This window comes from Mesorhizobium sp. M0088 (assembly GCF_040322895.1).
GTDB lineage: Bacteria > Pseudomonadota > Alphaproteobacteria > Rhizobiales > Rhizobiaceae > Mesorhizobium.
In genome coordinates, this window is the sequence record NZ_JAMYUI010000009.1 from 156,341 (window position 1) to 168,632 (window position 12,292).

17 protein-coding genes are annotated in these 12,292 nt (G+C 58.5%); 4 read left to right on the top strand and 13 right to left on the bottom strand.

Annotated features, from left to right (window positions below; translation table 11 throughout):
• The first annotated feature begins 77 nt into the window (after positions 1–77).
• Genes NKJ67_RS13200 through NKJ67_RS13210 form a run of 3 tightly spaced genes read left to right on the top strand, consistent with a single transcriptional unit; the run spans position 78 to position 2,613 of the window.
• Positions 78–896: a hypothetical protein gene (locus NKJ67_RS13200; protein WP_352581588.1), complete on the top strand. Its 819-nt coding sequence runs from the start codon at positions 78–80 to the stop codon at positions 894–896.
• 30 nt (positions 897–926) lie between these two features.
• Positions 927–2,111 (top strand): hypothetical protein, encoded by a 1,185-nt coding sequence (locus NKJ67_RS13205; protein ID WP_352581589.1) that lies wholly within the window; start codon positions 927–929, stop codon positions 2,109–2,111.
• A 1-nt stretch (position 2,112) separates the two neighbouring features.
• Entirely contained in the window at positions 2,113–2,613 is a 501-nt protein-coding gene (locus tag NKJ67_RS13210) for a hypothetical protein (RefSeq protein WP_352581590.1), read from the top strand.
• 153 nt (positions 2,614–2,766) lie between these two features.
• Here the strand turns inward: NKJ67_RS13210 and NKJ67_RS13215 are convergent, their stop codons facing one another.
• Together NKJ67_RS13215 and NKJ67_RS13220 are read right to left on the bottom strand one after the other, a co-directional pair.
• Positions 2,767–3,039: a hypothetical protein gene (locus NKJ67_RS13215; protein ID WP_352581591.1), complete on the bottom strand. Its 273-nt coding sequence runs from the start codon at positions 3,037–3,039 to the stop codon at positions 2,767–2,769.
• Between the two features lie 37 nt (positions 3,040–3,076).
• Positions 3,077–3,904 (bottom strand): recombinase family protein, encoded by an 828-nt coding sequence (locus NKJ67_RS13220; protein WP_352581592.1) that lies wholly within the window; start codon positions 3,902–3,904, stop codon positions 3,077–3,079.
• A 222-nt stretch (positions 3,905–4,126) separates the two neighbouring features.
• On the opposite strand from NKJ67_RS13220, the gene NKJ67_RS13225 reads away from it, so the two are divergent.
• Positions 4,127–4,801 (top strand): peroxiredoxin-like family protein, encoded by a 675-nt coding sequence (locus NKJ67_RS13225; protein WP_352581593.1) that lies wholly within the window; start codon positions 4,127–4,129, stop codon positions 4,799–4,801.
• Positions 4,802–4,901: 100 nt separating this feature from the next.
• On the opposite strand, the gene NKJ67_RS13230 is transcribed toward NKJ67_RS13225, so the two are convergent.
• From NKJ67_RS13230 to NKJ67_RS13280, 11 genes are all read right to left on the bottom strand, one after another.
• Positions 4,902–5,462 (bottom strand): terminase small subunit, encoded by a 561-nt coding sequence (locus NKJ67_RS13230; protein WP_352581594.1) that lies wholly within the window; start codon positions 5,460–5,462, stop codon positions 4,902–4,904.
• Between the two features lie 53 nt (positions 5,463–5,515).
• A complete protein-coding gene (locus NKJ67_RS13235) occupies positions 5,516–5,839 on the bottom strand; it encodes a hypothetical protein (RefSeq protein WP_352581595.1) in 324 nt (107 codons plus the stop codon).
• On the bottom strand, positions 5,832–6,095 hold the full coding sequence (locus NKJ67_RS13240) for a hypothetical protein (protein WP_352581596.1): 264 nt from the start codon (positions 6,093–6,095) through the stop codon (positions 5,832–5,834). Before NKJ67_RS13240 ends, NKJ67_RS13235 begins: the two co-directional genes overlap by 8 nt.
• A 353-nt stretch (positions 6,096–6,448) precedes the next feature.
• Positions 6,449–7,654, bottom strand: coding sequence for an AAA family ATPase (locus tag NKJ67_RS13245; RefSeq protein ID WP_352581597.1), 1,206 nt, complete (start codon positions 7,652–7,654; stop codon positions 6,449–6,451).
• Positions 7,654–8,526 carry a toprim domain-containing protein gene (locus NKJ67_RS13250; protein WP_352581598.1) on the bottom strand — a complete coding sequence of 291 codons (873 nt, stop codon included), beginning with the start codon at positions 8,524–8,526 and terminating at the stop codon, positions 7,654–7,656. The genes NKJ67_RS13245 and NKJ67_RS13250 overlap by 1 nt, the downstream gene beginning before the upstream one ends.
• The gene (locus NKJ67_RS13255) at positions 8,523–8,708 is read right to left on the bottom strand and encodes a hypothetical protein (protein ID WP_352581599.1); all 186 of its coding nucleotides are present in this window, start codon (positions 8,706–8,708) and stop codon (positions 8,523–8,525) included. The genes NKJ67_RS13250 and NKJ67_RS13255 overlap by 4 nt, the downstream gene beginning before the upstream one ends.
• A gap of 58 nt (positions 8,709–8,766) precedes the next feature.
• Positions 8,767–9,357, bottom strand: a complete 591-nt coding sequence (locus tag NKJ67_RS13260) for an MT-A70 family methyltransferase (protein ID WP_352581600.1) — start codon at positions 9,355–9,357, stop codon at positions 8,767–8,769.
• Entirely contained in the window at positions 9,354–9,593 is a 240-nt protein-coding gene (locus NKJ67_RS13265; RefSeq protein ID WP_352581601.1) for a ubiquitin family protein, read from the bottom strand. Before NKJ67_RS13265 ends, NKJ67_RS13260 begins: the two co-directional genes overlap by 4 nt.
• A 137-nt stretch (positions 9,594–9,730) precedes the next feature.
• The gene (locus NKJ67_RS13270; RefSeq protein WP_352581602.1) at positions 9,731–9,970 is read right to left on the bottom strand and encodes a helix-turn-helix transcriptional regulator; all 240 of its coding nucleotides are present in this window, start codon (positions 9,968–9,970) and stop codon (positions 9,731–9,733) included.
• A gap of 196 nt (positions 9,971–10,166) precedes the next feature.
• Complete coding sequence (locus tag NKJ67_RS13275) at positions 10,167–10,901, bottom strand: hypothetical protein (protein WP_352581603.1); 735 nt, start codon at positions 10,899–10,901, stop codon at positions 10,167–10,169.
• On the bottom strand, positions 10,898–12,217 hold the full coding sequence (locus NKJ67_RS13280; protein WP_352581604.1) for a tyrosine-type recombinase/integrase: 1,320 nt from the start codon (positions 12,215–12,217) through the stop codon (positions 10,898–10,900). Before NKJ67_RS13280 ends, NKJ67_RS13275 begins: the two co-directional genes overlap by 4 nt.
• Positions 12,218–12,292 lie beyond the last annotated feature (75 nt).

The following is a 12,292-nucleotide window of genomic DNA, read 5'->3' on the forward strand; positions in this document are numbered from 1 at the left end:
GACGGCCCAACAATCTGATTGCAATCGCAATGAGGGCGTGCATGAATACTATGTTGTATTATTGAAGGGAGAAACAGATGTATACCGAGGTTGCTCTTGGCGTAATCAAAGCGGTCGCGACCTACGCCGCCGATCAGTACGCGCAGAGGGAGCAGGCCGAGCGATTTGAACGCATGGAAAGGCGAATCCTCGAGGCAATCAATGCTGCAAAAGTGGAGATACTCTCGACCATTCGGGAGGTGAACGATGAACGGCTGCTGGACGCTGCGACTGCAATAATAGAAGTATTCAGGAGCTATGACAGAGGAAGAGAAGAATACAAGCGACTTCAGGATATTACATCTATAGACGGCATTAGTGCTCAGACAGAGCTTGCCCGAAGGATAAGAGATTTCGCTCCGGTTGATATAGAATATCATAAGTTTTTTGTCGCATGGCTGCTCGTCAGTTGTGCCCGGGCATTTGCGCATATCGAGCTAACGAAACTGCGCAAGGCCAGTGATTTTGATAGCGCACTTGAGCAGTTCGTTTTGATCAGAGATGGAACTCAGGGTGCTCTAGCCGGTGTTGAGACAATAAACGCCCGGCGATTTAGCGGCGGGGTCTTCGAGACAGCCGAGGTAGGCGCTGGGGAAGGTCTCGTCGCTACCGTCGGGTACTATTTTGACCGACAATTCGTTGACGTTGCTAGCTACACGCGGGTACCCTTTGACCGCAATGGGCGCGATCGCGCCCGGGCCAAAGCTCAAGAGCGGCGAAAGAACCACATAAAAGAACTGTGGGAGAGCTCCGAAGAGCGAAAGACCCTTCAACATGCACTCGACGAGGCTTGCCGACATGTCAACTGTGGGGAGCCCCGGTTTCCAGCATTCGCCCCTGCAGAGGGACTAGCATAAACACCTTCTGTTGAAGCGGCACGTGGGCAAATGAGCCGATCTCAGTTCAAATTCGGTCCTTACTCCTCCCAACAGGCGCAGGGCGCTTGGCGTGCCCTAGGCGCCTCCCAGCTATTTCTTACTGCCGGTATTGTGCTTCTTGGGGTATTTTGCGGCCTTAGTGCCTCATCCTCCATGGAGAACTACCCGGAGATCCCAACTATCGACGCCGACAGCACAGCCCGCGTGTTGGCAGCCTCAGGTTTTTGCCGTGCTATGGCCGAATACATTGAGGGTCAGAACAAGAGTATCCACGTTACGCCCACAGACACATCCACAGTTCTTGTCGTTCTATCTAATAAGGCTCCCGCTCTCGCCATCGAATACTCGTCTTTTGACGATCTGAAGACGCATGTTACGGGGGCTCGCAATCTGAACTGCAATGGCGGAACAGCGGTGTATATTTACCGCGCCGCCAACGGTGTGATGTATCGCTCTTTTAAGTCCTCTCCCCATTGCGCCGCATCTGAAAATGCCGGTGTGGTGTGCGGAGGAGCCATACTTTCTCCCGGCTATATTTCCGTTCAATTCCGTATTGGTCGAGCAGATGAAGGACGTGAGAGGCTGAGCGCATCCTATGATCTTCACGCTTTCATGAAGACCGAGGTCATCGGCCATAGCGACGAGACGTACTACACGATAAGTGTAGATGTGGGATCGGAAGAGGCGTGGGTAAGATTTCTAAAACGGCTGCCGGAAGTCGCTGAGGCGTCCCGCGCACGACTTGAGTTGGCAGCAGTGGACAGTCAGGGCCTTGTCGCGGAGTACGAGGCACTTAATCGACAACCGAGAGTACCAGTGCTCCCCGCATCGACCAGGGCGACTACAACCGTCGAAAGGGCTGTTGAGTTTTTCAAGCAAGATTATCTTAGCAAGGCTGACGTAATAATATTAAAAAAGAGCGAAAAACGAGTCTCGATAATGATTGATGGTTTGCGTGGGGAGGTTCTTCCGGCTGAAGGCTTCTGGGAAGTGTTGCTAGTTAATTGCGTGTTCTCAGAGGATCGTCAGAAAACAGAATTCTTTATCAATACGACCGGACGGTATGCTGGCGGTATCGGTTCGATTCGCCCGTCCAAAGAAAGTTATAGCGATATGGATCGTGACTATTTTGAACAACTCCAAAAGTATTCAGACGAACTGACCACTGCACTGCAAACTTATTTAGGGGGATGACGTGAGCGAGCGCTTTTTGGCTGGTTTCGTGGCGGTGGTGTTCATCACTTCAAACATTTTGACCGTATTCCTCGTAATAGTCCTTTATTTTCTGCGAGGTTTCACATTTGATGAGACGACTACAACGGTGGCTATAGTTGCTCCGGTGTTTGCGGCTTATGCCTCTGGCATCATACGATTTTCAGTCAAGCATCGCGACGCCAAGACTCAGCCGCACCGAGACGCACCACAAACATTCGTATTTTCTTTCATTTCGACCTTCATCCCGATCATGTTCGTTGTGGCAATAGTCGGCTTGGTAGTCCTTAGGGCAGCAAATTTGGGTATCACATCGTTTGAGCAGTTTAAGATACTGTTGGGCATCGCTGAGGCATTGTTCGCTGGCTATGCGGCCCTTCTTGTTGGTGCGTTGTTTGGTTCAGATGCGGTAGCACCAAGAGACGAGTCACACACGCTGGCGCCCGCGTCAAGGAAACCACCTACGGGTCATACAAGCGACTAGTATGCGTGACTACATGAGTCGCGTGGCGAACGAGGATGTCGAACGGGCGCGCCTGATAGGGGCCCCACAAGCCACCCCTACCCCCCGCCACCGACAACACCCCGGCGGGGCAGGTGCCGGGAGCGGCTACGATGGCAGATTGCCTGCGCGTTTTTATCGGCGCAGGTCGATAATTTTGAAATCCGCTTCCAAGTCGTCTCCTTCGGCCGAAACGGAGAATGGGCTCACCATTACCTTGGCTCGATCATATAGGTCGACAAACAACCGCTTTGCTGCCTCGAGGTCGGGCGCGGAAAGCTCCTCATCGTTAACCTCAACCGCCCAGTCGCCATAAGGCGTGCACCAAGTTTGGCCTACTTGGATACCGCCAAGCATAGTATCCACGAAATAGTGGCCGCTATCGTTGACCCAGAGCTGAAGAGCCATCCCGTCCTCCCAAAAATCAAAACAATCGGCAGCATGGCTACCACCGCGATCCGAGGGGTGTCCGCATCAAGGGATCCGCGGTCTCGGCGTCGTTTTTCAGCTCGGTGGCAATTGGTTTAAGCGTCGACGATGATGACTTGGCTACGATCTTTTGTGTCGTCCTGCGCTCACCTACCCTTGCTGCCAGCATTCGCGAGATGGCAGTCGGTGTGTACTGCGTTCCAGCACTAGACAGATACCCGGCCCCCGCCAACGCCTTCGCAATATCGGCCAAGGTGCGCTGGTGGCCATTGACCGGGTACCGGTGCAGCTTCTTTGCGAGCGCAATCATCTCAAGTCCGCCGAGAATCTCGGTATAGTTTCGGCGCCCGCCGACTTTCTTTCCGGTCTCGCGGCGCTTGCGCTCGCGGGCACCCTTGAGCTTCTCCACCAGCATCGCCTTCTCGAACTCAGAGACCGCGCCGAGCACTTGGCGGATCAGGTTCGCCGTCGGGGTGTTGCCGACAAAACTGTCTGGGCTGTCGACAGCGATCAGCTCGATCCCGCGTGATTTCAGCATCTCGTAGCCAGTCTCCTGAACGATCAGGTCGCGGGCGAAGCGGGAGGCAGTCTCGACGAGGATGGTGCGCACGCCATTTGACAGGAGCCGCTCGAGCATCGCGGAAAAGCCGGGGCGCGCTGTGACTGCATCGGCGCCACTCACCGCCGCGTCGTAATAGCTCTCGATGATTTCATAGCCGTTTGACCGGGCAAACGCCTCAACGGCCTCGCCCTGGCGCCGCTCGCTGTCTTTGTCGGCGCCAACGTTGGCTGCGGACGAGGTACGAAGATAAGCCACAGCCTGTCTCAAAACCTTGCTAGTCATAGCTTGTCGCCAAAATTCCATATCGATTGCTTCAGCATTTGATAAATTTGACGCGAAAATGGCCGGAAATCAAGCTCAGAAAGTGCCGACACTAAGGTAGCGCCCCAACGTCCGCCCATCTTGTGCTACATTGCAATTTCAACACGCACAGGAAGTGTGTGCCGAACACGGGCTGGAGCCCCGCGCTTTCGTTGCTGGATTGACCCGCGAGGAGGATCAAGCATGTCTGACCGCGCCGACGTAGGCCCTCTGCAACTGGGCGAACGAGCGCCCAATTTCGTACTCGACGCAATTACTCGCGAGGGCAAGATAGCTATCGACGATTTCCGCGGCGAGAAGCCAGTGCTGGTTGGGCTGTATCGAGGTCTGCATTGTCCGTTTTGCAGGCGTCATATCGCGACCGTTTCGCTGCTCACACCCGCCCTCAACGCAAAGGGCATCGAAAGCCTCACGGTGGTGAACACGCCCATCGAGCGGGCGCGCCTTTATCTCCGGTACCATCCGATGGTTGGTTTGCTTGCTGCATCCGATCCGGAGCGGGCGTCACACCGAGCCTTTGGATTGCCGAATATGCAGATCACCGACGGCGAAAGCGCATGGCCGCAAAAGGTTTCGATGAGCGATGTGAAGGCGATGCGGCTCAACGTGCCGGGCGAAATGCCTGAGCCGATGGATCCGTTTGCCACGCTCGAATATCTGAACAAAAAAGACAATTACGACATCACTGAAGCGGACCAGCAAATGATGGCGACCGGCGTGGGCCAGCTCACCGGCCAGTTTCTGCTCGACCGCAACGGCGTCGTTCGCTGGACGTTCTCCGAGGTTTTCGATGGCGGCTTGGGCGCCCACCCGAACTCTGAGGCGATGATGTCGGTCGCGTCGCATATTGGTCAGTAGCGGCGCGGTTGCGGACATCGGCTGCAAGCGGCAGGGGAAGAAGCTGCACGACTGGGGCACAGGAACTGGGTCGAACTCGGTCGTTCAGGGTGATTGGGCTTTAACCCCTAGGCGAGGTCGACCTGTCACGTCTTGCCGCCTTGGCCCGCCGGATGGTTTCGAGGATCCCGATCTCGTCCGCCGGCTCCGGCTTCTCCGGTTCGGCGGCGCCGTCGCCGTCGCTGGGCTTCGGATCGAGCATCTTCGGCGCAAATTCTTTCTGCCACTGCTCCAAGCTCATCTGCTTGGCCTCGCCGGGCTCGCGCAGCGGCTTGCGCTGGACCTGTTCGACCTCGGCCCGGTCGACAATCAGCCCCAAGAGCTTCGCCTTGCCCAAGGAGGCCGCGACCGCCGCTGCAAGCTGTTTGTGGGCCAGCGCAGCCGCGCGTGCCTCCTCCAACTCCGCTACGATGCTTTCGACCGTCACATCGAGCCGCCGCACCTGCCGCGCCTGCAATTCGGCAACACGGGCCGCAATCTTACCATTCCTGACCAATTTCGTTGCTCCGACTTCAGCGGCATTGCCGGTCGACCGATAACCGGCTTCGACGTAGGCAGCCTTGCCGCTCAGGCCCTTAGCGAGACCTTGCGCAAAACGTTCGTGGCGCGGGTTTTTAAGCATCGACATGTCCGGAGAATAGCGCAACCGAGCGCGGTGGCAAATTGTGCGCGCTGTCAGCGCCTGCGCGCTTCGAGCCGTTCTCCGAGCAGAACGAGCACGCCTTGCAGTAAGAGATGTCGATGGAGGATCGGGTTCCGTTTCAGTCGCTGAAAATTCACATCTGACATCAGCGCGTCGGTGATCGAGCAATCATCAGCACAGACGCGACTGCTCCGCTCGATCATGGCCATCAACTCGTCGGGAAACGGTTCGTTGTCCTGTTCGACCAGAAGCTCGGTCGGATCTAAACCGGCGTCCCTGATCCCAGTCAGGATATCATCGATCAGCGCATCAAGCTTGGAATTGGCAATCATCATTCCTTCCTCCTCTTCATCCATGCCCGGCCTCACGGCCCAGGTTTTCGCGCACCCGGCTGCCGGCGGCCATACCGATGTCGACGGCCAGCTGTTTGGCATCGCCCACTGGCACACCGGATGCGAGCAGAGCGCCGGTCAGCATTATCACGTAGTTGTGCCTGATGCCCTCAAACGAGCCGTCGGGACCGAAGACCGGCATGGGCGGTATTGATCTCAGCGCCTGTTTAATTTTCTTGCGGTGCTTACGGTACAATTCCAAAATTTCGGCTTCGGTCATGGCAGGCTCCTGCGGTGAGGGGTGCCCTCTGGCTTGCCATCCGGCGGAATGGCGGTCGTGCATGGGTTTGGTATCTTTCTGCCTACGCGCGACGCCCAAAACCTCCCTTGGATGCCCGCCCCAATCCCTAAGGGATTGGGATTGGGCGGGCACCACGGCGGGAGATGGTCGCCGGCCTGAAGCTGCCCGTGCAATATTGTGAAGTAACCTATTGCAACGATTGCGAAATTCGTCATGGCTGCCCATTCAATATTTTGTCTGGGCACCCGCGCGGGCAGGCTAATGTTGGCATGGGCACCTGCCCACCGCTTTTTGGCACCATTACTCGCCGTAAGTCGGGGAGATTTTTGCATTCAGCCCGACCCCAGTTCGAGGGCGGTTTCGCCCTCTTTCGTGAGCTTGAAACGCCCGGAGTAATCGCGCAGCCATTTCTTCTTTTTGAGCGCCGCAATTTCCCGCTGGACCGTGGACCGGCCAACACCGAGCAGGCTCGCCAACTGCGTTTGCGGAATGGTGGGCGATACCCGAACGGCCTGCAAGATCGCGATTTCGCGTGCATTGCTCTGTTGCGTCAGTTCGGCCTCGCGGCTGTCCAGCAGCGGTCGGATGATGGTGCAGGGCATCTGGTTGCCGTCGGCATCGACGAGGCCCTCCGGCTTGATCACCTTCGTTTCCAGCTTGATGGCGTCAAACGGCACGCCCCGGATCTTGCCGTGCCAGTGCAGCGTCACCACGTTTCTTTCGCCGTCGAGCCAGCAAGTCAGGTTTCCGTCAAGCTCGTTGGTAAGCGCCGAACCGCCGCGCGGCAGTAGGTTGTCGCGCGAGGCATTCTTGACGGGATGGGCGAGGATCAGGCTGGTGGGCCGGTTTGGATGGCCTTCCGAAAGGTTGCGGAAGTCGATAGCGGCAGCGAGCACTGCCATGTTCTGGTTGTCGTCTTCGCCGCTGAAAAAGGCCTGCAGACTATCGTAGACGCAGAGGGCGAGGTCAGAATACGAGGCCAGCGCAGCGCGCGCCTTCTTCAACGCGCCGTCGAGATCGAAGGCACCCTTGTGCCAGATGATTGGCAGCATCTGCGGGTCAATTTCGAGGTCGCGGCACAGGGAATAGAACTGGACCATGACGTTCTCGGGGTTCTCGCCGCAGAAAAAGGCGACTGTGCCCTGCTTACATTTTCTGCCACAAAACCAGTCACCCCGAGCAACCTTGATTGCCAGCAGCAAAGCAATCAGCGTCTTGCAGTGGCCGGCGTTGCCGGTAAGCGTGTAGGCAGCGCCGCGCAGCAGCAGGCCATCGATCAGATAATCCGGCGGGCGCATCAGCGCCACAAACTCCGCCGACGACATCAGGTCGTGAAAGTCGCGATTGCGCCGGCTACGTCTCGCCGTCCTCATTTCCTGGTGATCGGACCATGTAGCGCTGTACTCAGGCTGATATCGGGTATTGCTGTCGTAGCTCGATGGCTTCGTCGCCGCTTCCGGCTGACGGGTCCGGTCGATCTTCTCCCGCAGGATCGCCTCGCCATTTTCGCGCAGGATGTCGTTGGCATCACGAGCCATCACAGAGCCTCCGTTCCGGGGGCGCTCAATTCGGCTTGGATGCCGCGTTGAACCAGCCGTTCGACCAAAGCCGGCGCGTGGCGCCGACCGGCGGCATCGTCATCCGCCAGCACGGTGACGCAATCGATATAGCCGGGCACAATGCCCGCCAGCGCCGGCAGCCGCGAGGCCGAACCTGCCGCCCATGCGCCGAGCCCGGTCGCTTCATGCACAGAGAGCGCATCCTCCACGCCTTCCGTGATTGCCAGCCCGAGGAGATCGTTTGGCGGCGCGACGACAATGGGAAATCCTTGCGCACCGTGTCCGATCATGAGCTTCGCATTCACGGTGTGCTTGTCGCCGCCGCTGGTGAGGCGCGTCAGGTGGACAGCCATGATCGCCTCTGGTCGGATCGCCAGCAGCCCTGGCTCGACCTCGTGCGCAAGTCCAAACGGCATAACGACCGCTGGCGGGTAGCGCCCGTCGCCTGGCAGGAAGCCCATCGTAGCAGGCAGCCTGCAGGTGATCTTGCGATGCTGGCGGAAGTACACCTCGCCTAAGCTGTCTTCGATAGGCCGACGGCGTGCATAGATGGAACGCGCAAGTTCACGCGACGCCGCAACAGCCTCGGCCTGCAACGCTTCGCGTTGCTGTCTCGCCTCGATCAGCTTCTCGGGACTGATCGGGCCCGGCTTGCCGCTTTCCCATACGCACCCGGAAATTTCGCAGTGGACGCAATGGTAGGAGATGAGCCTCTCCACGATCCGCCACAGGCGCAGCACCGGCTTGCGCCGGTTGGCGGGCTTGCGATGGGGGCTGCAAGCAGGGCACGGCACGTCGGCGCGGTCTTGGCTGCCGAGTAGCCAGGCGAGCGCGGTGTAATCGACCGTCATGGCCGTGCCCCCAACTGCCGCCGAATGATGTCCTTCGCCGCAGTGACATGGCCGTTCTTAACTTGTGCCAGAACGAGGCGAAGCACAGACTCCTGTTTCGCGAAAAGCCGCTCGATATCATGCTCGCGCAGGTCGAAGAGATCACGACAGGTCCGGAGCAGCTCAAGGATGGATACCGTCATGGCCGAAACTCCCGGCCGACAAAGCGGGGACTACCGCTGTGAGCCGCATCAAAGCGCGTCATGCCACGGCCTCGTTCCCGAATAGGGTGTCGCGGAACCCGCTCTGGTCGCCCCAAGCCGTCCAGCCAGGGCGGGAAAGGCGCGCGAACAGTTCGAGGTAAGGTCCGGCCACCAGCGCCTCGATGCGCTCGTACTGTTCATCGGGCTTCGCCGAATGCAGCCCCCGCTCGCAGAAGATCGCCTGCCGAATACCTTTGCTCAGGCGCGGAGGCCTGCCTCGTGTGAACAGCCAGCACTGCTCCGTCTGCTTTCGGGTCCAGTACCCCATGCCGATCTTGGGAAGGACGCCCTCGTTCCGGCTTTTGAACCAGACAAATGCGCAGGTCTTGAACCGGAAGCCCCAGGCCTCGCCGAGCCGCAGCGCCGCGTCGAGGTGCGAGTCGACAACCCACATGAACATCGCACAGTCCCTGGCCGCAACAGAGCCGACCGGCAGGGCAGCCAGTTGATCGAAGGACATGACGCTGTAGTGATCGTCCTTGCCGCGATGCGGCGTCGTGCCGGTCCTGTTGCTGTACGTGCCGGAAGCCCACGGCGGATCGGCAAGCAGGCACCCAAAAGGGCCGGCCGGAAGCATGGACGCGTTCACTGTTTGCCTCCATACGGCGCCGCAATGCTGAGAGCGATCTCATCAAGAAGCCGGTCGTCAGCTTCGAGGATGCGCTGCAGCTCGGGCCGCATCGCTTCAAGCCGGGGATTTGTCCGGGCAAGTTCCTCAAGGATCGCAACGGCTGCCATGAGATCATCAGAGGATTGCTGATCGCAAAGTGCCTCGAGCCGTTCGCAGAGTGTCCGCAGGATTGCCTTGATGGGAACGCTGTTCATGCTGGGGTTCCTCCAGGGTTGGAGAACCGCCGCGACGCTTGCGCTTCAGGTTTCGCAGGACTAAATTCCGACTGTTCCGGTACCCAATAATGTCCCTTCGAAGCCGTTCGCGCTCCCACAATCGCGGCGGCTTCTGGCTATTCGGTGCTCTCGTGGCGCGCGGCAGCTGCTTTCTGGAGATCCGCGTAAAGTTCACCGCTCCGCCAGCGGTTGGAATTCGGTCCAATCTTCAAGGGCTTGGGATAGCGACCCGCATTGATGCCGCGCCACAACGTCGAGCGATGAATCGGCGTATTCCGACCGCCGATAATGCGACAGGCATCTGCCTCATCGACAAGATCGTCGATCAGTTCGTCCAGAGGATCAGATTGCTGCATCCTTCTTCCTCGCGATTTATCTCATCGCAAGAAGGATCGACTAATGGCAGCCTCCCGTCACCGTGGACTCTTTCGCCCGTTCGAATACCTGCCGAGTCCACCCGTCGCCGAGCCAGCACCGGCTACGCTTCCTCTTCGCTGTCATAATAGTTGCCGGGACCGCGTCATTGCTCGATTTCTCAATCTTTGCTGCGTATTAAGCGTCCCTTACGCGGATTTCCGGACGACTTCGCTTCGCGATAAAGTCTAACAGCGTGGGTTTGCTCGGTCGCAGGTCCCCGATCGCGATTGTCAGGCAAGCGTCAACAAAACGGAGCAGTGGATTGTCTGGGTCCGTGTCTCTCCGAGGTAGCCCAAGCTGCCCATCAACGTGGTCGTGCCAGACTTGGCAAAGGCTATGAATCAGCTCTTGAAGAAGAAGCGACAACCTGGAGCCGGGCCATGGTGGCTTAGACCAATGATCCTTCTTTCGAAAATCGCCGTAAGCACCCAAATCCGTAAGTTGCGTCTGGATTTTTTTGTACCTTTCCCAAAGGCCACACGTCATCCAATCGCGGCCATATATCGCGAAATCTTCGTCTCGCCCCGGCGCGGGAAAGACGTCGCCGCCGATCCAGACGGGTTCTTCTCCCTCTGCTTTTAGCCAACGATATGCACTGGCCTCATCATGGAAGGGCGCAGAAACGCCATCGGGATATTTCCAGTCTTGGGCTATGATTGGCGCGAGCGCCATATTTAGCCCGTCCAATATCCTTTCGAGGCGACTACGCTCGCGTTCGACAGCCGCAGGCCAATTCTCATGGAAGTGATTGATAGACTCTTCAATCAAGCCTGAGATTGCCTCTTCTTGTTCCTTTGTGATCGCTGCAGCCTGCCGTGCATGCCGTAAGAAAGTTTCGGCCTCGATGGCCGATATCCTTGATCGGTTCAAGCCGCCACCCCCGCTCGAAGTTGCGCCACAGTACCCCTGCCATCAATGATTGCAGCAAGCCGATCAGCCCAAAGGTCTAGTGCCTCACGCTTTTCGCGCATGTAGTCGTAGCGTGCATATACCCGCGACGTAACCGTGCTCTTGGTAACCGATACGTGGTTCAGTACGTGCCCGACGACAAAGGGCGAAATGCCGATCTCCTCCATGCCGGTCGCAGCCGATCTTCTCAGGTCGTGCGGTGTCCACGGCGCAATGCCCAGGATCGTCGCTACGCCGCGCTTGGTAATCTCTTCCCGCTTCACAGCCTTAGGAACAGATGCGCCGGTGACGGCTGCGCGCGCGCCGGGTCCGGGAAAGACGAAAGGCGTGACCGCCCTGCCCTTGCGGCCCGACAGCGCGTTCACGTCTGCGATTTGATCGCCGATGATCCTGATTGCCATTTCGCACAGGGGGACAACATGGTCGCGACCGTTCTTCGCGCGCCTAGCTGGTATCGTCCAAAGACCACGTGTCAGGTCCAGCTCGCCGCGCAACATGCCGGCGATCTCGCCAACACGCTGTCCGGTAACCAGACACAGGCGCAGTATGCGGCGGGTGCTTTCCCGCATGTTGGCTTCCGGCAAGGTTGCCCACATCGTTTTAATCTCGTCGGCCGTCAGCACGCGGTCGCGCTCGACCGTTTCGGTCGGCCTCGCCATACCTTCGGTCAAGTTGCTGTCCAGATCGCCACGCCCGCGCGCCCAGCGGATCATGGCCCGAATGTCCTCGAACACCCGGTTTGCCTCGACAGTCGCGCCCCGGTCCTTCACTGCATCGATTGCCTTGGTGATGTCGCGACGATGCAGGTCCGCGAGCTTCACCTCGCCGATGCAGCCTGATGACGCCTTCTCAACCTTCTTTCCGTCAGCGTCATAGCCGGACACATTCTTGCGCAGTCGGCGCGCGATCTCATCGACCGACCGCCGCGATGATGCCCGGCGGGTGAGATAGCTCTCGACCAGATCAGAGACGGTCATCGAGGCGGCGTGCGCCTTCTTGGCGGCTACGGGGTCACCGCCGTCTTGCACGCTGGCGCGCGTGTCCTTGGCCTTCTGGCGAGCGCCCTTGTCGGTGCCGAGTGGTGTCTCGGGATAGCTGCCGAGCTTCAACCATTGCCGTTTGTTCGGCGGCCCATAGACCGCGAACCAGGTCTTTTGCCCACCCGCCGAGACGCGCAGCACAAGACCTTTGACGGTCGTGTCGAAATAGTCCGCCTTTCGGCCGGAACCGGCCTTCGCGGCCTGGCAGAATTTGTCGGTAAGTTCGAGTTTTGGCATCTGTCCAGCGACCAACCTTGCTACAACCGGTTTGCCCGGGGCTCCGTGATTGATCTACATTATGATCTACACAAA

Coding starts and splice junctions, on each gene's coding strand:
- NKJ67_RS13200 (WP_352581588.1), top strand. CDS start 78: ATGTATACCGAGGTTGCTCTTGGCGTAATCAAAGCGGTCGCGACCTAC.
- NKJ67_RS13205 (WP_352581589.1), top strand. CDS start 927: ATGAGCCGATCTCAGTTCAAATTCGGTCCTTACTCCTCCCAACAGGCG.
- NKJ67_RS13215 (WP_352581591.1), bottom strand. CDS start 3,039: ATGGCTCTTCAGCTCTGGGTCAACGATAGCGGCCACTATTTCGTGGAT.
- NKJ67_RS13220 (WP_352581592.1), bottom strand. CDS start 3,904: ATGACTAGCAAGGTTTTGAGACAGGCTGTGGCTTATCTTCGTACCTCG.
- NKJ67_RS13225 (WP_352581593.1), top strand. CDS start 4,127: ATGTCTGACCGCGCCGACGTAGGCCCTCTGCAACTGGGCGAACGAGCG.
- NKJ67_RS13230 (WP_352581594.1), bottom strand. CDS start 5,462: ATGCTTAAAAACCCGCGCCACGAACGTTTTGCGCAAGGTCTCGCTAAG.
- NKJ67_RS13235 (WP_352581595.1), bottom strand. CDS start 5,839: ATGGATGAAGAGGAGGAAGGAATGATGATTGCCAATTCCAAGCTTGAT.
- NKJ67_RS13240 (WP_352581596.1), bottom strand. CDS start 6,095: ATGACCGAAGCCGAAATTTTGGAATTGTACCGTAAGCACCGCAAGAAA.
- NKJ67_RS13245 (WP_352581597.1), bottom strand. CDS start 7,654: ATGGCTCGTGATGCCAACGACATCCTGCGCGAAAATGGCGAGGCGATC.
- NKJ67_RS13250 (WP_352581598.1), bottom strand. CDS start 8,526: ATGACGGTCGATTACACCGCGCTCGCCTGGCTACTCGGCAGCCAAGAC.
- NKJ67_RS13255 (WP_352581599.1), bottom strand. CDS start 8,708: ATGACGGTATCCATCCTTGAGCTGCTCCGGACCTGTCGTGATCTCTTC.
- NKJ67_RS13265 (WP_352581601.1), bottom strand. CDS start 9,593: ATGAACAGCGTTCCCATCAAGGCAATCCTGCGGACACTCTGCGAACGG.
- NKJ67_RS13270 (WP_352581602.1), bottom strand. CDS start 9,970: ATGCAGCAATCTGATCCTCTGGACGAACTGATCGACGATCTTGTCGAT.
- NKJ67_RS13280 (WP_352581604.1), bottom strand. CDS start 12,217: ATGCCAAAACTCGAACTTACCGACAAATTCTGCCAGGCCGCGAAGGCC.